14 protein-coding genes and 4 pseudogenes are annotated in these 18,624 nt (G+C 65.0%); 16 read left to right on the plus strand and 2 right to left on the minus strand.

Annotation, left to right across the window (positions count from 1 at the left end; translation table 11 throughout):
• The first annotated feature begins 8 nt into the window (after window positions 1-8).
• Complete coding sequence (locus CF161_RS18665; protein WP_020298153.1) at window positions 9-389, plus strand: hypothetical protein; 381 nt, start codon at window positions 9-11, stop codon at window positions 387-389.
• A 16-nt stretch (window positions 390-405) separates the two neighbouring features.
• On the opposite strand, the gene CF161_RS18670 is transcribed toward CF161_RS18665, so the two are convergent.
• A complete protein-coding gene (locus tag CF161_RS18670; RefSeq protein WP_020298154.1) occupies window positions 406-594 on the minus strand; it encodes a hypothetical protein in 189 nt (62 codons plus the stop codon).
• A gap of 170 nt (window positions 595-764) precedes the next feature.
• Here CF161_RS18670 and CF161_RS33455 point away from each other — a divergent pair, with 170 nt between their 5' ends.
• Window positions 765-893 carry a hypothetical protein gene (locus tag CF161_RS33455; protein WP_256206419.1) on the plus strand — a complete coding sequence of 43 codons (129 nt, stop codon included), beginning with the start codon at window positions 765-767 and terminating at the stop codon, window positions 891-893.
• A gap of 170 nt (window positions 894-1,063) precedes the next feature.
• A pseudogene (locus CF161_RS18675) lies at window positions 1,064-1,384 on the plus strand (aldo/keto reductase); the annotation flags it as partial.
• Between the two features lie 47 nt (window positions 1,385-1,431).
• Here CF161_RS18675 and CF161_RS18680 read toward each other — a convergent pair.
• Window positions 1,432-1,959, minus strand: coding sequence for a hypothetical protein (locus tag CF161_RS18680; protein WP_043229809.1), 528 nt, complete (start codon window positions 1,957-1,959; stop codon window positions 1,432-1,434).
• 466 nt (window positions 1,960-2,425) lie between these two features.
• Between CF161_RS18680 and CF161_RS33700 the strand changes: the two are divergent.
• The 13 genes and pseudogenes from CF161_RS33700 to CF161_RS18740 form a co-directional block, all read left to right on the plus strand.
• Window positions 2,426-3,496 (plus strand): annotated as a pseudogene (locus CF161_RS33700) (cache domain-containing protein); the annotation flags it as partial.
• Window positions 3,497-3,829: 333 nt separating this feature from the next.
• Window positions 3,830-4,357 (plus strand): annotated as a pseudogene (locus CF161_RS33705) (methyl-accepting chemotaxis protein); the annotation flags it as partial.
• Between the two features lie 74 nt (window positions 4,358-4,431).
• The gene (locus tag CF161_RS18690; RefSeq protein WP_020298159.1) at window positions 4,432-4,887 is read left to right on the plus strand and encodes an SRPBCC family protein; all 456 of its coding nucleotides are present in this window, start codon (window positions 4,432-4,434) and stop codon (window positions 4,885-4,887) included.
• Between the two features lie 201 nt (window positions 4,888-5,088).
• Window positions 5,089-5,538, plus strand: a complete 450-nt coding sequence (locus tag CF161_RS18695; RefSeq protein ID WP_020298160.1) for a DUF411 domain-containing protein — start codon at window positions 5,089-5,091, stop codon at window positions 5,536-5,538.
• Window positions 5,535-5,969 carry a YqaA family protein gene (locus CF161_RS18700; protein ID WP_020298161.1) on the plus strand — a complete coding sequence of 145 codons (435 nt, stop codon included), beginning with the start codon at window positions 5,535-5,537 and terminating at the stop codon, window positions 5,967-5,969. Before CF161_RS18695 ends, CF161_RS18700 begins: the two co-directional genes overlap by 4 nt.
• 134 nt (window positions 5,970-6,103) lie before the next feature.
• On the plus strand, window positions 6,104-7,057 hold the full coding sequence (locus CF161_RS18705) for a D-2-hydroxyacid dehydrogenase family protein (RefSeq protein WP_020298162.1): 954 nt from the start codon (window positions 6,104-6,106) through the stop codon (window positions 7,055-7,057).
• Between the two features lie 493 nt (window positions 7,058-7,550).
• The gene (gene glgA / locus CF161_RS18710; protein WP_020298163.1) at window positions 7,551-9,119 is read left to right on the plus strand and encodes a glycogen synthase GlgA; all 1,569 of its coding nucleotides are present in this window, start codon (window positions 7,551-7,553) and stop codon (window positions 9,117-9,119) included.
• Window positions 9,120-9,131: 12 nt separating this feature from the next.
• Window positions 9,132-10,928, plus strand: a complete 1,797-nt coding sequence (gene treZ / locus CF161_RS18715) for a malto-oligosyltrehalose trehalohydrolase (protein WP_043229786.1) — start codon at window positions 9,132-9,134, stop codon at window positions 10,926-10,928.
• A complete protein-coding gene (gene malQ / locus CF161_RS18720) occupies window positions 10,925-13,006 on the plus strand; it encodes a 4-alpha-glucanotransferase (RefSeq protein WP_020298165.1) in 2,082 nt (693 codons plus the stop codon). The genes treZ and malQ overlap by 4 nt, the downstream gene beginning before the upstream one ends.
• On the plus strand, window positions 13,003-15,789 hold the full coding sequence (locus CF161_RS18725; RefSeq protein WP_020298166.1) for a malto-oligosyltrehalose synthase: 2,787 nt from the start codon (window positions 13,003-13,005) through the stop codon (window positions 15,787-15,789). The genes malQ and CF161_RS18725 overlap by 4 nt, the downstream gene beginning before the upstream one ends.
• Window positions 15,790-15,810: 21 nt before the next feature.
• A complete protein-coding gene (locus tag CF161_RS18730) occupies window positions 15,811-16,113 on the plus strand; it encodes a DUF2934 domain-containing protein (RefSeq protein ID WP_020298167.1) in 303 nt (100 codons plus the stop codon).
• A 142-nt stretch (window positions 16,114-16,255) separates the two neighbouring features.
• Window positions 16,256-18,418 carry a glycogen debranching protein GlgX gene (gene glgX / locus CF161_RS18735; protein ID WP_020298168.1) on the plus strand — a complete coding sequence of 721 codons (2,163 nt, stop codon included), beginning with the start codon at window positions 16,256-16,258 and terminating at the stop codon, window positions 18,416-18,418.
• Between the two features lies 1 nt (window position 18,419).
• Window positions 18,420-18,624: pseudogene (locus CF161_RS18740) on the plus strand (acyl-CoA dehydrogenase); the annotation flags it as partial.

Consider the following 18,624-nt stretch of genomic DNA (forward strand, 5'->3'; position numbering starts at 1 on the left):
GTTTTTGCATGTACAACCCGCAATTGCCAACGGACGGCAACACCGCGCAGTCCTCGCCTTCTCTGAATGCCGGCGCCGGTGTGTTCGGCAAGAACGCCGACCGCAATAGTAACGAGCGTATCCGCCAGCTGCTCAAGGGCTTCGGCCTGCGCACCAGCCTGATCCGTCTCAAAGTCATAGACGCCCTGCTGGTGGCCACCGAGAACGACCGTTCACTGGGTGTTCGCGGTATTCACAGCCATTTGCTGGAGCTGGATATCCCGCTGTCGTTCCTCAGTGTGCGTGAAGTGCTCAAGCGCCTGTGCAGCGAAGGGGTGATCACCCTCAACGCCGACAAAAGCTACAGCCTGCACCAGCAGGCCGCAGCCTTGCTCGACGGCAGCGCCTGAGCCCGCTGGGCTCAGCTCAGGGCTTGACCTTGCGGCGCATCACGCCGTTGATGACCACTACCGCCACGGCCACGCCGATGGCGATGTACTGGAACATCTTCTCGCTGATGACGCCGTTGTTCTGCAGGTAAGACAGGCCAAGCATGATCCCCAGTACCAGGAGGGAGATCAGAATCGAGTATTTCAAGCGTTGTGACTGGGTCATTACGGGTTCCTGGGCCTTGGAATGTATCGGCTTTGTATCAAGACGAATGCCAAGCACCTACCGAGATTCGGGGATGGGACAGGGCAAACGGGGTCGTATGTTACAGGCGCGCAAAAGTTTTCGCTGCACGGGCGCCGAAGTTGTCCCCCAGAGCCCATGAGGATTGAAACATGTTCCGTCGAATCACAATGCTGATTCCCCTGCTGCTGATGCTGACCCTGTCTGGCTGCATCTTCCTTCCAGGCGGGCACGGAGGCCATCGCTACTACGACGGCGGGCCAGGTTACTACCACCGTTGAAGACCCGGCGCTGCGGCACTGACCGATCCAGGCCAGCCTGAGGCGCCGACCCGCTGCACACCGCCCAGACGCCCGCTGCCCAGCGGGCGTTTTGCTGGGGCGGTTCAGCGCCGGTACTGATGCACGCCCGGCCCGTCGAACAGCTCCACCAGCCAGTCGACGAACCCCCGCCGAACAGTGCCCTGCAAAGTGAATATTCATTGTGGAGCCGCGATCAGGAAGACAACGGCTGCCTCACCGCCTGCCAGCGTCTGGCGGCGGCCAAAGGCGTGAGCGCCGGGCAGTTGGCCCTGGCCTGGGTGCTGGCGCAGGGCGACTACCTGATCCCGATTCCCGGGACCCAGCAACGCAACTACCTGGAAGAAAACGTCGCGGCGCTGGAGGTGCGCCTGGAGGCCGCCGAGCTGCAAGCCCTGGAGCGGATTTTCAGCCCCGAGGCCACGGCTGGCCAACGCTACCCCGAGGCAGTGATGGCCCTGCTCGACACGTGAATGGCATGCGCCGCGGGCTCGACCAGAGCCCCGGCGCACTCAAGGCGTCAGGCCTTGGTGGAGATGTTCTTGTCGACCGTCGTACCGTTGCCCTTGCCATAGGTCTGAAGGTTTTGCAGGACGTAGATGGCCTTCTTGTACTCGGGGATCAAGTAGTTGGCGTACTTGTTGCCCTTGAGGTTGTTGTTCTGGATGGTCTCAAGCTTGGTGGCGAAGAATTCCAGGGCGTTGAACACCTGGTCCGGGTTCTTCGGCGCACCGAAACGGTCGAAATCATTGCCGGCACTGAGCAGGTTCAACGCCGTGATATCAGTGATCAGGCCGTTGGTCTTGAGGAAGGTGCTCATGCTGCCCAACTGATTGGCGGTGACGTTGGTCGGATCAAAGCCCTTGATCTGCCTGTGCAGCTTGAGCTCATCCATCTTCTTGGTGCTGAGCGCCGTCGGGTCGTTGCCGACCAGGGCCAGCATCTGTCGGACCCTGGCGCTCTGGGAAACCGGCTTGGCGCTCTCCGCGCCCTCACGTACCAACAAACCGGCTTTACTGGTCCAGGCACCGACATATCCGATTGTCACGAGCATGCTTCCTTTTTCATATGTACACAGTGCTCGGGCGGCGAAGCCTCGGCCGAGCGACGAATAGGCGCAAGTATCAACGTGCCATCGCCCTCCAACAACGCTTTATTTCGGAAATTTACAAATCTTGTACATTTTCGATACAAACCTGCCAAGCCACGTTCTACAAGGCCTGTACTCATCAGCACAACGTGTCCACGGTCCTTTTCAAGTCTGTTTTCAGACCTGCAGCCCACGCAATTGAACGGTCTCGGATACATCGCAGCGATATCAAGCGATCGCGGCCATAACTTTCTTGTACGAACGTACTAAAGCTGGGCAAAAGCACGCCGACAACCTGACGAAGCCCTGATCGGGGGCGCTCGCTTCGAATAATAAGAAACGCTTCGTAAGGACAGGTCCAATGCCCGCACTGCGCACGATCCAAGCTCGCTACACGTTGTTTCTGGTCCTGTTCATCCTGCTGATGTTTGTGCTGACAGTCGTCGGCATCAGCCAGTTGGTAGCGCCCAAATTGCGCCACACCGAAGAACAGGTGGCCCTCAACCGCATTGCCGAAGTGGCCCAGCAGATCCAAGGCGAACTGAACAAGGTCCAGGCCCAGCAACGCACCATCACCCAGACCATTCCCCTGCTCGACAGCGACACCATCGACAAGGTCCTGCCGGGCCTGGTGGACCAGTACGGCGAGCTGAAAGTGTTTGGCGGCGGCATCTGGCCCCTGCCCGGCCAGCGCACCCCGGGGCGCAACAAGCACAGCACCTTCTGGCACCGCGATGCCTCCGGCAAGCTCACGGTCAATACCTTCTGGAACAGCGACCCGGCGCCCAACTATTACGACCAGTCCTGGTACAAGGGCGGCATGCAGACCCCGCGTGGGCAATGTGCCTGGGCCGCCGCCTACAAGGATGACGCCAGCGCCGAGCCGCGCACCAACTGCGCCATGGCCATTACCCGGGACGGCGTGCCCTACGGCGTGGCGACCATCGACGTGACCCTGGGCTTCTTCAACGACCTGGTGGCGCGCAAGGAACAGGACCTCAAGGCCGAGATGCTGATCGTCGAGGCCGACGGCAAGATCATCAGCAACAGCTCGCGCATCAACGGCCAGATCGTGCTCAAGAACATCAGCGAACTGGTCGCCAGCTCGCCGTTCGCCGCCCAGGTCAAGGCCGGGCTGGAGCGCCGCGATACCTCGTTGCAACGGGTCGAGTTCGACAACGCCGGGGTCGCCAGCACCTTCTTCATGCGCCCGATCGAGGGCTCCCCGTGGTTCCTGGCCAGCGCCCTGCCGACCGAGTTGATCACTGCCCAGCGTGACGACGTGCTGAGCACCCTGAGCCTGTTGCAGATCCCGATGATCGTGCTGCTGGTGCTGTTGCAGGTGTATGCGATCCGCCAGCTGGTGCAGCGGATGAAGGCGCTCAAGGCCAATATCGACGCGCTGTCCACCGGCGATGCCGACCTGACGCGGCGCATCACCATTCGCGCCGAAGACGAACTGGGGGCCATCGGCCATTCGGTCAATCGCTTTATCGTCTACCTGCAGAACATGATCGGTGAGGTGACCGAGGCCACCGGGGCCATGGCCAACAGCCTGGAGCAATTGCAACGGACCTCGACCCAGACCACGCAGATCCTCGCGCGGCATGCCTCGGAAACCGACCAGACCGTCACCGCCATCACCGAAATGAGCGCCACCGCCGACAGCGTCGCGGCCAATGCCGCACAGACCGCGGCCTTTACCCAGCGCGCCAACGAACACGCCGAACGCTCGCGGGTGGTGGTCGGCGAAGCGTCGAGCAGCGTGGTGGCGCTGATCGACGAGGTGGCCAGCGCCACCCACAAGGTCGAAGCCATGCAGCAGGATGCCCAGCGCATCACCGAGATCCTCGGGGTGATCGGCGCCATTGCCGGGCAGACCAACCTGCTGGCGCTGAACGCCGCCATCGAAGCCGCCCGGGCCGGCGAGCAAGGCCGTGGTTTTGCGGTGGTGGCCGACGAAGTGCGCGCCCTCGCCGCCCGCACCCAGGCCAGCACCTCGGAGATCAACGAGATGCTCAACCGCCTGACCCTGGGCGTCAGCTCGTCGGTCAGCGCCATGGAAAACACCCAGGCCAGCTGCCAGTCGGCGGCGGACGCCACGGCCCGGGTCAACTCCGGGCTGGATGAAATGGCCGGCTCGGTCAACCAGATCAACAGCCTCAGTACCCAGATCGCCACCGCTGCCGAACAACAAAGCGCGGTGACCGAAGAGATCAACCGCAGCATGGTCAGCATCAGGCACATGGTCGAGCAACTGGTCGACAGCGGCCAGGCCAGCGCCAGCAACACTCAGAGCCTGCTGCAGGCCAACAACCGGGTCAGCGCCCTGATGGCGCGCTTCAAAGTCCGCTGAACGGTCGGCTGCACGGGCGTGCGTGGCGCGCCAGTGCAGCTATATTTGCAGCTCCGGTCACAAGGAGGTGCAGCATGGGACAGCGCCAATCGCATCTGCTGGACGAGCACATCATCAATGAGCTCTATATAAAAGCAGGCATCGACCAGGTTTATGACTACGTGACCCAGCCCGAGCGCTGGCACGAATGGCACCCCACGGCCCTCAGCGCCAGCACCAACCATCCGGGCTCCCTGCCCCTGGGCCAGCGCTTTACCGGAGTCATCGACCTGCTGGGGGTGCAAGTGCACCTCAATTGCCGGGTGATCACCGCCCTCCCGCCCCGGGAATTCAAGGCGGTGTTCAGCTCCATCGCCGTGGACGGCACCTTGCATTACCAACTGCAGACCCGGGGCAACGCGACCCTGTTCAAGCGCACCCTGCACTACACCTCCGACCTCAACCTGGGCGGCATCCACTCGCGCCTGGTGGAACAGTCGAACCGGGCTTTGGATAACCTCAAGCACAAGCTGGAAATCCCCCCTTGCTGACAAATCTGTAATGTCGCCCTCAGTGGGCTGTCAGCAACCACGGTGTAACCTCCCCCCCCAATACCCGTAGCCGCTGGCACAGGCGGCGGCTAAGAGGCGTGCTGTTGTTTGTATAACCTTGCAACACAAGTGCCCGGCGACGCCTCGAAAAAAGCTCAAAATGCACCGCCCCCCGGACCTCCATTGATCACGAGACCTGTCATGAAAAACACCCTGCGCCTGGCCGCCCTCTCGGCCCTGTTTGTCACGTCCCTGGCCCAGGCCGCCGCGCCCATCCCGATTGAAGTGCACCGCGACGCCAACTGCGGTTGCTGCAAGGCATGGATCAAGCACCTGGAAGCCAACGGCTTCAAGGTCGAGGACCACGTTGAAAGCAACATGAGCGCGGTCAAGCAGCGCCTCGGCGTGGCACCACGCCTGGCCTCCTGCCACACCGCGGTGATCGACGGCAAATTCGTCGAAGGCCACGTCCCGGCCGAGCAGGTCCTGGCCCTGCGCAACCGCAGCGACCTGCTGGGCATCGCCGCCCCGGGCATGCCCATGGGTTCGCCCGGCATGGAGATGGACGGCATGCCCGCCGACGCCTACCAGGTCATCGGCCTGACCAAAGACGGCCAGGACGTCGTGGTCGCGGACTACCCGGCCCATTGATCCTCGGCTACCTCGGGCTGTTTCTCGCGGCGTTCGGCGCCGCCACCCTGCTGCCCCTGCAATCGGAAGCGCTGCTGGTCGGCCTGCTGCTCAACCCGCACTACGCGCTGTGGCTGCTGTTGCTCAGCGCGACCCTGGGCAATGTCCTCGGCTCGCTGCTCAACTGGTGGCTGGGGCGGCGCCTCGAACGCTTCAAGGGCCGGCGCTGGTTCCCGGTCAGCCCCCGCCACCTGGAGCGCGCCCGCGTGCATTACCAGCGCTACGGGCACTGGTCGCTGCTGCTGAGCTGGGTGCCCATCATCGGTGACCCTCTGACCCTGGTGGCCGGGGTCATGGGTGAGCCGCTCAAGCGTTTCCTGCTGATCGTGACCCTGGCCAAGGGCGCACGTTATGCCGTGCTGGCCTTGCTGACCCTGGGCATTACCGACTGAATCCTTGCCCTCCGGGGGCGTGGAATTCGCAGCGGATTTGCGCCAAGATCCTCTGCCATCCGCTACGCCCTGCCTGCCCAGACGTGCAACAACCCGGTTGAGCGTGCAGTTTCCCCAGCCCCAGGAGCCGCCCCATGACCCTGAAGATTGCGGTAATCGATGACTGGCAACAGGTCGCCCGAGACGTGGTGGACTGGTCGCCAGTGCAAGGCATTGGCGAGGTCACCTTTGTCCATGACTACCCGGCCGACACCGCGACCTTGAGCCAGCGCCTGGCCGGTTTCGAGGTGATCTGCGTGATGCGCGAGCGCACCCGCTTCGACGCGGCCCTGTTGCGCAGCCTGCCGCGCCTCAAGCTGCTGCTGACCGGCGGCATGCGCAATGCCGCCATCGACCTCGCGGCGGCCAGCAGCCTGGGGATCCAGGTGTGCGGCACCGACAGCTACAAGCACGCCGCCCCCGAACTGACCTGGGCCCTGATCATGGCCCACACCCGCAACCTGCTGGCCGAAGCCACCTCCCTGCGCAACGGCGGCTGGCAGCAAGGCCTGGGCGGCGACCTGCATGGCAAGACCCTGGGCATTCTCGGCCTGGGCAGCATCGGCCAGCGGGTGGCGCAGTTCGGCCAGGTGTTCGGCATGCGCGTGATCGCCTGGAGCCAGAACCTGACCCCGGAGCGCGCCGCCGAGGTCGGGGTGACCCTGGTCAGCAAACAGCAACTGTTCGAACAGGCCGATGTGCTCTCGGTGCACCTGGTGCTCAGCGAGCGCAGCCGTGGCCTGGTGGACGCCCAGGCCCTGGGCTGGATGAAACCTGCGGCGCTGCTGGTGAACACCGCGCGCGGGCCGATCGTCGATGAGGCGGCGCTGATCGCTGCCCTGCAACAGGGCCGCCTGGGTGGCGCGGCGCTGGATGTGTTCGATCCGGAGCCACTGCCTGCCGATCATCCCCTGCGCCACCTGCCCACGGTGCTGGCCACGCCCCATCTTGGCTACGTCAGCCGCAACAACTACCGCCAGTTTTATGGGCAGATGATCGAGGACCTGCTGGCCTGGCACGCCGGCCAGGCATTGCGCCCGCTCAACTAGAGCGCCCGGCGCCACGCCAGAACCGCGCACCGCTTTCGTGCGCGGCGGTTTGCGCACGCACCGCGACCTCGCCCCTGGCGGTGCTTTTTCGCGCCACGGGCCGCATGTGTCCGCCCCCCCGCAGTGCAACCCCTACCTTTCGTCGGGTTATTTGCGCCCGCTGTCGCCGCTGGTCGAACTTATTCCCCGATCGCGCCTGCCAGGCTCTAGGTTCTGTCCTAGACTGGTTTTCACAAAGTGACCGAACAGTCACTCTTACTGAAAAATAGTCGAAACTTTTGCTGTAGCCCTTGGGTCAGCTTAAAGGTGGGGCCATAGCGACTGGTGCAATCCTTGCAATGCCCCTTTCACCCTTTTTGCTTCGACGCAATGGGCTGCCTTGGCTCTTCATTGCGTAGCGCTTGTGCGCCCGGCTCCAGGCCCAATTCAGGCAGCGAACCGGCGCCAGTGCAGGTATGAGACCAGGACCAGATCAATAAAATGGGAGAGACACATGATCAGTGCCGTATTGGAAACCCAGGGAGAACAACCTCAGCCTCAGGCCAGTGAAGCGGCCAACAAGTCCATGCTCGCTCCGGGTGGCAAAACGGTTTCGCCGATTCATCGGATCAATCCCAACCGCAAGAAAGTCCTGTTCGTGACCTCGGAAATCGCCGACCTGGTGAAAACCGGCGGCCTGGGCGACGTCTCGGCGGCACTCCCCCGGGCCATGTCCCACCTGCACGATGTCCGGGTCCTGATTCCCGGCTACCCGCAGGTGCTGCACAGCGAAAACCCGATCCATATCATCGGTGAGCTGGGCGGCCACGCGGCCTTGCCGGCCTGCAAGATCGGGCGCATGGACATGCCCGACGGCCTGGTCATCTACGTGCTGATCTGCCCCGAGCTCTATGAGCGCGAAGGCACGCCTTACGGCGCCAACAACGGCCGCGACTGGCCGGACAACCACATTCGTTTCGCCCGCCTGGGGCTGGCCGCCGCCGATATCGCTGCCAACCTGGCACAGATCCACTGGTGCCCCGATCTGGTGCACGCCCACGACTGGCCCGCCGGCCTGGCCCCGGCCTATATGCACTGGCGCGGCCAACGCACCCCGACCCTGTTCACCATCCATAACCTGGCGTATCAGGGCGTGGTCAGCCTGGCCTGCTGCCCGGAGCTGGGGATTCCCGAACATGCCCTGCAACAGGAAGGCATGGAGTTCTACGGCAAGCTGTCGTTCCTCAAGGCCGGCATGGCCTACTCCAGCCACATCACCACGGTCAGCGCCACCTACGCCCAGGAAATCACCACCCCGGCCTTCGGCTGCGGGCTGGACGGCTTTTTGGCCAGCAAGACCCAGCAGGGCCTGCTCAGCGGTATCCCCAACGGCATCGATGAAAGCTGGGATTCCACCAGCGATCCGCACCTGTTCCGCCCATTCGGGATTGGCGACTGGGACGGCAAGGCGGTCAACGCCGACCATGTCCGGCAGATGTTCGGCCTCGACCCTTCGTCGGGCCCGCTGTTCGCCGTGGTCTCGCGCCTGGTCTACCAAAAGGGCCTGGACCTCACCGAGGGCGTGGCCGAGTTTATCGTCAAGTCCGGTGGCCAGATCGCCATCATCGGACGTGGCGAGCCGGAAGAAGAACAGGCCATGCGCGCCCTGGCCCAGCGTTTTCCAGGGCAGATCGGGGTGCATATCGGCTTTAACGAAACCGACGCCCGACGCATGTTCGCCGGCAGCGATTTCCTGCTGATGCCGTCGCGCTACGAACCTTGCGGCCTGAGCCAGATGTACGCCCAGCGCTTCGGCTCCCTGCCGGTGGCACGCAACACCGGGGGCCTGGCCGACACCATCGAAAACGGCGTGACCGGGTTCCTGTTCGACGAGTCCACCGTGCCCAGCTACGAAGAAGCCCTGCAACGGGCATTCAAGGTGTTTGCCTACCCCGAGCTGCTCAATGCCATGCGCTGCCGGGCCATGGCCGCGCCCTTCAACTGGTGCAAGGCGGTCGAACCCTACGCCGAACTCTACGAACAACTGGTTGCCAAGGCGCTGGGTAAATCGATGCACAAGTAAGAGGCCACATGGATGCCGTCAAGGACTCTGGAAACCTGGCCCCACGGCGCGATCATGCTGGATGCGGAACATACCCGCTTCGCCTTGTGGGCGCCCGATGCACATGAAGTAAAGGTTGAATTGCAAGATGGGCGCTCCCTGCCCATGCAGCCCCAGGCCGAGGGCTGGTACGTGCTGCAGGCCCGCTGCCCGGCCGGCAGCCACTATCGGTTCAAGATCGATGGCGAACTGGAGGTGCCTGACCCGGCCTCCCGCTTCCAGGCCGGCGACATCGGCTCGCCGAGCGTGGTGGTCGCCCCCCGCGCCTACGAGTGGCAACACCCGCTCTGGCAGGGCCGGCCCTGGCACCAGGCGGTGATTTACGAGCTGCACGTGGGGGTGCTCGGTGGCTATCGCGCGGTGGCAGAACAACTGCCGGCGTTGGCGCGGTTGGGCATCACCGCCATCGAGCTGATGCCGCTGGCGCAGTTCCCGGGGAGCCGCAACTGGGGCTACGACGGGGTCCTGCCCTATGCGCCGCAAGCCTCCTATGGTTCGCCCCAGGACCTCAAGCTCCTGATCGACAGCGCCCACGGCCTGGGCCTGGCGGTGATCCTCGACGTGGTCTACAACCACTTCGGCCCCGACGGCAACTACCTGCACCACTACGCCAAGCGCTTCTTTCGCGAAGACAAACACACCCCATGGGGCGCCGCCATCGACTTCCGCCGCCGCGAGGTGCGCGACTTCTTTATCGACAATGCCCTGATGTGGCTGCTCGAATACCGCTTCGACGGCCTGCGCCTGGACGCGGTGCACGCCATCGACAACCCGGACTTTCTCCAGGAACTGGCGCGCCGCGTGCGCAGCCAGGTCGCCCCGGGACGGCAGGTGTGGCTCACCCTGGAAAACGAGTTCAACCAGGCCAGCCTTCTCGAACAGGGTTTCGATGCGCAGTGGAACGATGACGGGCACAACGCCCTGCACGTGCTGCTGACCGGTGAAACCGATGCCTATTACGCCGACTTCGCCGAGCAACCCACGGCCAAGCTGGCGCGCTGCCTGAGCCAGGGGTTTGTCTACCAGGGCCATCGCACCCGCCACGGCAATGCTCGTGGCGAACCCAGCGGCCATCTGCCACCCAGTGCCTTTGTGCTGTTTCTGCAGAATCACGATCAGGTCGGCAACCGCGCCTTTGGCGAACGCCTGAACCGCCTGGCGCCGCCCCAGGCCCTGGAGGCGGCCACGGTGTTGCTGCTGCTGTCGCCGATGATCCCGCTGTTGTTCATGGGCGACGAATACGCGGCGGCCGAGCCGTTCCTGTTTTTCACCAGCCACCATGGCGAATTGGCCGACGCCGTGCGTGAAGGCCGGCGCAATGAATTCGCCGACTTCAGCGTGTTCACCGATCCGCAGCAACGGGAGCGGATCCCCGACCCCAACGCGCCGTCCACCTTCCACGCCTCAAGACCCCAACCCAGCCCGGAGCAGGGAGCGGCCACCCGCGCCCTGTACCAGCACCTGCTGAGCCTGCGTCACCAGTACATCATCCCGCGCCTGCCGGGGGCCCTGGCCCTGGGCGCGGAAGTCCTGGCCGACGGCGCGGTCAGTGCCCGCTGGCGCCTGGGCGACGGCAGCCTGCTGCGCATCGATCTCAACCTCGGCGCCGACAGCGTGGCCCTGCCCCCGCTCGACGATGCCCGGCCACTGTTGCACTACCCGGCCCAGGACCCGACCTCGATGCACCCCGGTCGCCTCGGCGGCTACAGCGCGCGGGTCAGCCTGACCGCCGTACCCCCTTCCGCACCCCTTGATGGAGAGCGTCCATGAGCGATGCGCACCTGGAAATACTGGCCAGCCGAGCTGGCCTGGCCGTCGACTGGATCGACGCCAACGGCCGGCCGCAGCGGGTCGAACCGCGCGTACTGCGCGCCGTGCTCAAAGGCCTCGGCCACCCCGCCGACACCGATGAACACATCGAACAAAGCCTGCTGCAACTGCAAGCGGTGCAACAGACCCGGCACCTGCCGCCACTGTTGACCGTAGATGCCGGCCAGGGCCTGGACCTGGCGCACTATTTTGCGCCCCACAGCCCCTGTGAAATTCACCTCGAAGACGGTTCGATCCTCAACCTCAAACTCGACGCCGACGCCGTGTTGCCCGGGCTGGTGCCGGTGGGTTATCAGGCCGTGAGCATCGACGACCAGCACTTCACCCTGGCCGTGGCGCCCGAGCATTGCCACAGCGTGGCCGATGCCGTGGACCAGCCAACGCCCCGGGCCTGGGGCCTGAGTGTCCAGCTGTACTCGTTGCGCCGCGCCGGAGATGGCGGCTTCGGCGATACCCAGACCCTTGAGGAGCTGGCCCGGGTCGCCGGCGAGCGCGGCGCCGATGCCCTGGCCATCAGCCCGCTGCACGCCATGTTCAGCAGCGACAGCAGCCGCTACAGCCCCTACTCACCCTCCAGCCGCCTGTTTCTCAACAGCCTGTATTGCGCGCCGGCGAGCATTCTCGGCGAGCACGCCTGGCAGAGCGCGATCGACGCCTGCGGCCTCGGCGCGACCCTGCACCAGCTGGAACAACAACCCCTGATCGACTGGCCGCTGGCAGCGCAAACCAAACAGACCCTGCTGCGCGAGCTGTACCGGGGCTTTGGCAGCGGCCAGCACCCGTTGCACGAGGACTTCGCCAGTTTCCGCCACGCCAGCGGCGAAGCCCTGGAAAACCACTGCCGCTTCGAAGCCCTGCAAGCCGAACGCAGCGCCCGCGGCGAAAGCCTCGATTGGCGCCACTGGCCCGACGCCTGGCGCAACCCGCGCAGCCCGGAACTGGCACGCTTTGCCGAAGAAAACGCCGGGGAAATCGGCTTCTACGCCTTCTGCCAATGGCTCATCGACCGTGGCCTGGCCCGCGCCCAGAGTGCGGCCCGCAGCAGCGGCATGGGCATCGGCCTGATAGCCGACCTGGCGGTGGGTGCCGACGGCGGCGGCAGCCAGGCCTGGAGTCGTCAGGACGAATTGCTGGCAGAACTGACCGTGGGCGCGCCCCCCGACATCCTCAACCGCCAGGGCCAGGGCTGGGGCATCTCGGCGTTCTCCCCCGAAGGCCTGGTGCGCAACGGCTACCACGCCTTTATCGAAATGCTCCGGGCCAACTTCGCCCATGCCGGCGGCTTGCGCATCGACCATGTGATGGGCCTGCAACGGCTGTGGGTGATCCCACTGGGCTCGCCGCCAAGCGACGGTGCCTACCTGTATTACCCGGTGGATGACCTGCTGCGCCTGCTGACCCTGGAATCCCATCGGCACCAGGCCATCGTCCTCGGCGAAGACCTGGGCACGGTGGCCGACGGCCTGCGGGAAAAGCTCGCGGCGCGCTCGATTCTCGGCATGCGGGTGCTGCTGTTCGAGCAGGACCACGGCTGCCATTTCAGACCCATCCTCGACTGGCCCGACAACGCCCTGGCCACCACCAGCACCCATGACCTGCCCACCCTCAATGGCTGGTGGCAGGGCCGCGATATCGACTGGAACCTGCGCCTGGGCCTGGTGGATGAAAACGGCGCCACCCACTGGCGCGAGCACCGCCAGCACGAGCGCAACGGCCTGCGCCACGCCCTAAGCCAGGACCCGCAGAACTTTCGCGAACAGGCCCACGAAGCCGATGAAGTGGTGGACGCCAGCGTGCGTTTTCTGGGCCACACCCGCGCGCCCCTGGTGCTGTTGCCGCTGGAGGATGCCCTGGGTGTCGACGAGCAACCCAACCTGCCCGGCACCACCGACAGCCACCCCAATTGGCGCCGGCGCCTGGCGCGCCCGGCCCGTGAGCTGCTGGACGACCCGGATGCCGCGCGGCGCCTGGAACTGCTGGCCTGCGCCCGGCAACAGGCTGTCGAGCGTGACCAATGAGCCCAGCGTTCGAACCCCTGCTGCGGGCCAGCCTGCGCCTGCAGTTTCATAAAGGCTTCACCCTGGACGACGCGGTGCCGCTGGTGCCGTACTTCGCCGAACTGGGCATCAGCCACGTCTATGCCTCGCCGCTGCTGTGCGCCCGGGCCGGCTCGATGCACGGCTATGACGTGGTCGATCCGACTCGGGTCAACCCCGAACTGGGCGGCGAGGCGGCCCTCAAGCGCCTGGTGGCCAGCCTGCGGCAACACGGCATGGGCCTGATTCTGGACATCGTGTCCAACCACATGGCGGTCGGCGGTGCCGATAACCCCTGGTGGCTGGACCTGCTGCAATGGGGGCGCCTGAGTCCCTACGGCGAGTTCTTCGATATTCAGTGGCACTCCCCCGATCCCCTGATGGAGGGGCAACTGCTGCTGCCGTTCCTGGGCAACGACTACGGCACGGTCTTGCAGGAAGGCAGCCTGGTGCTGCAACTGGACGCCGAGCAGGGTGAGTTCCACGCCCAGCACTACGATCATCGCTTCCCGATCTGCCCCAGCGACTACGGCGAACTGCTCAAGCCCGACGCCCATTTGAGTGCCCGGCAGGCCGAGGCGCTCAAGGCCCTGGCCGATCAGTTCAGCACCCTGCGCTACCAGCCCGACGCCCACGCCCGGGCGCAACCCTTGCAACAGGCGCTGCGCGAACGGCTGGCGGACCCGGCCATCCACCAGGCCGTCGAGCGTACCCTGGCGCTGTACGACGCCCGCCAGACCGAGGGTTTTGCCCGCTTGCACGCACTGCTGGAACAGCAAAGCTATCGCCTGGCCAGCTGGCGCACGGCGGCCGACGACATCAACTGGCGGCGCTTCTTCGACGTCAACGAACTGGGGGGCTTGCGGGTCGAGCGCCCCGCCGTGTTCGAAGCCACCCACGCCAAGATCTTCGAGCTGATCAGCCAGGGCCTGGTGGACGGCCTGCGCATCGACCATATCGACGGCCTGGCCGACCCCCGCGGCTACTGCCGCAAGCTGCGGCGCCGGGTCGATGCCCTGAGCCCGGGGCGGCACTTGCCGATCTACGTGGAAAAGATCCTTGGCGAAGGCGAAACCCTGCACCGCGACTGGAAGGTCGACGGCAGCACCGGTTACGAGTTCATGAACCAGGTCTCGCTGCTGCAACACGACCCCCGGGGCCAGGCGCCGCTGGCCGAGCTCTGGAGCCGGCACAGCGAGCGCCCGGCGGCCTTTATCGACGAGGCACGGCTGGCGCGCCAGCAGATCCTCAACGGCTCCCTGGCCGGGGATTTTGAGAGCGTGGCCCAGGCCCTGCTGCAAGTGGCGCGGCAGGACGTGATGAGCCGCGACCTGACCCTAGGCGCCATTCGCCGGGCGTTGCAGGAGCTGATCGTGCACTTCCCGGTGTACCGCACCTATATCAGCGCCTGCGGGCGCTCGGCCCAGGACCAGGGGTTTTTCCAGCAGGCCCTGGACGGCGCCAAAAGCTCCCTGGGCGAAGCCGACTGGCCGGTACTCGACTACCTGGAGCGCTGGCTTGGTGGCCAGGGCTGGCGCCAGCTGCCCCCCGGGCGCTCGCGCAAACTGCTCAAGCATGCCTGCGTGCGCTTTCAGCAATTGACCTCGCCGGCAGCGGCCAAGGCCGTGGAAGACACCGCGTTCTATCGCTCGGCGGTGCTGCTGTCGCGCAATGACGTGGGGTTCAGCACCGAACAGTTCAGTGCCCCCGCGGCCGAGTTCCATCGCCAATGCGCGGAGCGCCTGCGGGACTTCCCCGACAACCTCCTGGCCACTGCCACCCACGACCACAAACGCGGTGAAGACAGCCGCGCCCGCCTGGCGGTGCTCAGCGAGCGCGCGCCGTGGTACGTCGAACAGGTCGAACAGTGGCGCCGCCTGGCCCAGGCCTTGTGCCGCGACCCGGCAGCCCCCTCGGCCGGCGACGAGTTGATTCTGTACCAGGCCCTGCTCGGCAGTTGGCCGCTGGAGTTGCGCGCGGACGATCAGGCCGGGCTTGAACGCTACGCCGAGCGCCTGTGGCAATGGCAGGAAAAAGCCCTGCGCGAAGCCAAGCTGCAAAGCAGCTGGGCCGCCGCCAACGAAGGTTACGAACAGGCCATGGGCGAGTTTCTGCGGACCCTGCTGCTGGCGCCCGAAGGCCTGGCGCTGCGCACGGCGATCTGCCACGCGGCCCATGCCATCGCCCCGGCCGGCGCCCTCAACAGCCTGGCTCAATCCTTGCTGCGCATGAGCGTACCGGGAGTGCCCGATCTGTATCAGGGCGATGAGTTCTGGGACTTCAGCCTGGTGGATCCGGACAACCGTCGGCCCGTGGATTTCAGCGCCCGGCAACAGGCGCTGCGGGCCGCCGCCGAACCGGAACACCTGCTGCAGCAATGGCGCAACGGGCAGATCAAACAGGCCTTGATCGCCCAGGTCCTGCAACGTCGTGCGCAGTACCCGGAGCTGTTTCGCCGGGGTCGTTACCAGCCGCTGCAGGTCAGCGGCGAGCATGCCGAGCAGGTGCTGGCCTTTGCCCGGGAACTGCACGGGCAATGGGCGCTGATCCTGGTGCCAAGGCTGGCCGCCACGCTGCTGGATAGCAGCGCAACACCCAGAATCCACGCGCTGGATTGGGGCGATACGAAGGTGCATCTACCGTTCGCCGCTCCACAACAAAACCTGAAGGGACTTTTTTCAACGGGTGCAGTCACACACCACAAGGACCTGCTAATCAGTTCCGCACTGCGGGATTTCCCGGTCAACCTCTTCATCCAAACTTGAGTCAGTTTCAGGAGCATTGCGATGAGCACCGACGATAAACGCATTCGCGAATTTGCCTATCAAATCTGGGAATCCGAAGGCCAGCCCGAGGGCCAGGAAGCCCGTCACTGGGAGATGGCGCGCAAGCTGGCCGAAGCGGAGGCCCTGGCCCCGAGCACGCCACCCAAGGCCAGCAAAGCCAAGCCGGCGGCCAAGCCCGCAGCAAAACCTGCCGCCAAGGCCAAGGCCAAGCCGGCAGCCGCCAGCACGGTGGTGGTCCCGCCCGGCGAAAAAGCCGTGGCGCCGAAGAAACCCCGCGCCCCCCGCAAACCACCGGCCAGCTGACGTCCGGTCCCGGCGCCCGGATGCGAATCCGGGCCCGGCCTTTTTTAATGCATTGAATGCGTGGCGTGCCTGAGCGCCACAGGGGATTCGTTTGCCCGGAAAAACCCTCAGCCCGTTTTGAAACCCCTTTGCAGGAGCACCTATGAGCACGCCAAAAAAAACCGCCGCGCCCCAGCCAGAAGCCGAAGCTTCGCGCATTCGCGAAGGCCTGCCCTTTCCGCTCGGTGCGACCTGGGACGGCCTGGGTGTCAACTTTGCGCTGTTTTCGGCGAATGCCACCAAGGTTGAACTGTGCCTGTTCGACGCCACCGGTGAAGTCGAACTCGAACGCATCGAGCTGCCGGAATACACCGACGAGATCTACCACGGCTACCTGCCGGACGCCCATCCGGGGCTGATCTACGGCTACCGGGTCTACGGCCCCTACGACCCGGCCAACGGCCACCGCTTCAACCACAACAAACTGCTGATCGACCCCTACGCCAAGCAACTGGTGGGCGAGTTGAAGTGGTCTGAAGCGCTGTTCGGCTACACCATCGGCCACCCCGACGCCGACCTCAGCTTCGATGAACGGGACAGCGCACCCTTCGTGCCCAAGAGCAAGGTTATCGACCCGGCCCACACCTGGGGCCACGACCAGCGGGTCAGCGTGCCCTGGGACAAGACCATCATCTACGAGACCCACGTGCGCGGCTTCACCATGCGTCACCCCGCCGTCCCCGAGAATGTGCGTGGCACCTTCGCCGGGTTGATGGTGGACGACGTGCTGGAGCACATCCGCAAGCTCGGGGTGTCGTCGGTGGAACTGCTGCCGATCCATGCCTTCGTCAATGACCAGCACCTGCTGCACAAGGGCATGACCAACTACTGGGGCTACAACAGCATCGCCTTCTTCGCCCCCGACCCACGCTACCTGGCCAGCGGCAAGATCGCCGAGTTCAAGGAGATGGTCGCGCACCTGCACGAGGCCAACCTGGAAGTGATCCTGGACGTGGTCTACAACCACACCGCCGAGGGCAACGAACAAGGCCCGACCCTGTCCATGCGCGGCATCGACAACGCCTCCTACTACCGCCTGATGCCCGACGACAAGCGCTTCTACATCAACGATTCCGGGACCGGCAACACCCTGGACCTGAGCCACCCCTGCGTGTTGCAGATGGTCACCGACTCGCTGCGCTACTGGGCCACGGAAATGCACGTCGATGGCTTCCGCTTCGACCTGGCAACCATCCTCGGCCGCTACCACGATGGCTTCGACGAACGCCACAGCTTCCTCGTGGCCTGCCGCCAGGACCCGGTGCTGCGCCAGGTGAAAATGATCGCCGAACCCTGGGACTGCGGGCCCGGCGGCTATCAGGTCGGCGGCTTCCCGCCGGGCTGGGTCGAATGGAATGACAAGTTCCGCGACACCGTGCGCGCCTTCTGGAAAGGCGACGACGGCCAGTTGGCGGACTTTGCCGGGCGCATGACCGCCTCCGGCGAGATGTTCAACCAGCGCGGGCGCCGGCCGTACGCCTCGGTCAACTTCATCACCGCCCACGACGGTTTCACCCTGCATGACCTGGTGTCCTACAACGACAAGCACAACGAGGCCAACGACGAAAACAACCAGGACGGCAGCAACAACAACCTGTCCTGGAACCACGGCGTCGAAGGCCCCAGCGACGACCCGCAAATCAATGCCCTGCGCCTGCGCCAGATGCGCAACTTCTTCGCCACCCTGCTGCTGGCCCAGGGCACGCCGATGCTGGTGGCCGGCGACGAGTTCGCCCGCACCCAGCACGGCAACAACAATGCCTACTGCCAGGACAGCGAGATCGGCTGGATCAACTGGGAACTGGATGACGACGGCAAGTCGCTGCTCAAGTTCGTCAAGCGCCTGATCAAGCTGCGCATGGCCTACCCGATCCTGCGCCGCGGGCGCTTCCTGGTGGGCGAATACAACGAAGACATCGGGGTCAAGGACGTGACCTGGCTAGCGCCGGACGGCAATGAAATGAGCACCGAGCAATGGCAGGACGCCAATGGCCGCTGCCTGGGCATGCTGCTCGACGGTCGCGCCCAGGAAACCGGGATCCTGCGTCCGGGGGCCGATGCCACGGTGCTGCTGGTGGTCAACTCGCACCACGACATCGTCAATTTCAGGCTGCCGGAAGTGCCCCAGGGCGAGTTCTGGACCTGCATGATCGACACCAACCAGCCGGCGGTGCGCGGCCAGGAACGCTTCCAGTTCGGCCACGAGTATTCGGTGACCGGCCGCTCGCTGCTGTTTTTCGAACTGCAACGTGAGGATGACGACTGATATGGACCTGGAGCGTTACCTGCAAGGCTTGCCCGTCGGCGCACCCAGCGCCGAAGAGCATGGCCGCCAGTTGCGGCGGATGGTTGAACTCGGCCTGGACCGCCTGCCCCTGCCCGGCCAGGGCGCCACCCTGCGCCGCTGGCGCCAGTTGGCGGCGGTCGGTGGCCACGACCTGGGGCTGTGCAAATTGTACGAAGGCCATACCG

Origin of the sequence: Pseudomonas sp. CF161 (genome assembly GCF_000416215.1) — a bacterium.
Lineage (GTDB): Bacteria > Pseudomonadota > Gammaproteobacteria > Pseudomonadales > Pseudomonadaceae > Aquipseudomonas.